Origin of the sequence: Lutibacter sp. B1 (assembly GCF_012524075.1) — a bacterium.
Lineage (GTDB): Bacteria > Bacteroidota > Bacteroidia > Flavobacteriales > Flavobacteriaceae > Lutibacter.
In genome coordinates this window covers 1-898 of sequence record NZ_JAAZUI010000126.1, presented here as the reverse complement: position 1 = coordinate 898, position 898 = coordinate 1, and the positions used below count along the sequence as shown (strand labels likewise).

Here is an 898-nt window from a genome sequence, read left to right as displayed (position 1 = left end):
AGGATTTTCGTAAGTAGGCGAGAACCAGCCATTAATTATACACGTTGTTGTAAGTAGTGCTTTTTTAGTTCACTTACTTAATTTCAAAATCCGAAATGCTCCTTGAATTACCAATGCAAAAACAATTGTTCCGATAATCAAATCAGGTTTATTAGAACTCAAATAATGCACTAAAATTCCTGCAATAATTACTCCCAAATTGATAATCACGTCATTCGAAGTGAAAATCATACTCGCTTTCATATGTGCTTCTTCTTTGCTCTTTGACTTTTGCAAAATATAAAGACAAATTCCGTTTGCAATAAGTGCAAAAATCGAAACTATAATCATTGTTGAAAAATCGGGAAGTTTCTCGTTTCCGAAAAATCTTCTCAAGACTTCTACAAATCCAATAATCGCAAGTATTATTTGAAAATATCCAGCAAGTTTGGCAATCCGTTTTTTCTTTATTACTGTTCCGCCAACCGCAAACAAACTAATTCCGTACACAAAACTGTCCGCAAGCATATCTAAACTATCGGCAACAAGTCCCATAGATTTTGAGATAATTCCTGTTGTCATTTCAATAATGAAAAAAGCAAAATTTATGGCAAGTACAGACCAAAGTAGTTTTTTCTGATTTTCGTTTTCTTTAAATTCCGTTTGGTCGGTTTGTTCCGTTGAGATTTTTTTTCCACCTAAATTCAATTCGATAACGGACTTTTCGATTTGGTCAATTTCTCCGCTGTGAAAAACGGTCAATTTTCGATTCGGAATATCAAAGTCCAAATTCGCAATGCTTGAAATTCCGTCCAATTTCATTCGGATAAGATTTTCCTCTGAAGGACAATCCATTTTGGTAATTTCAAATATTGTTTTATTCACTTGGTTTCTGGGTTTTTCGGCATTACTTACAACG

General features: G+C 33.7%; 1 protein-coding gene. It reads right to left on the bottom strand.

What is annotated here, in order from left to right; all coding sequences use genetic code 11:
- Window positions 1–69 precede the first annotated feature (69 nt).
- Window positions 70–864, bottom strand: coding sequence for a cation transporter (locus tag HGB55_RS15230; protein WP_167919739.1), 795 nt, complete (start codon window positions 862–864; stop codon window positions 70–72).
- Window positions 865–898 lie beyond the last annotated feature (34 nt).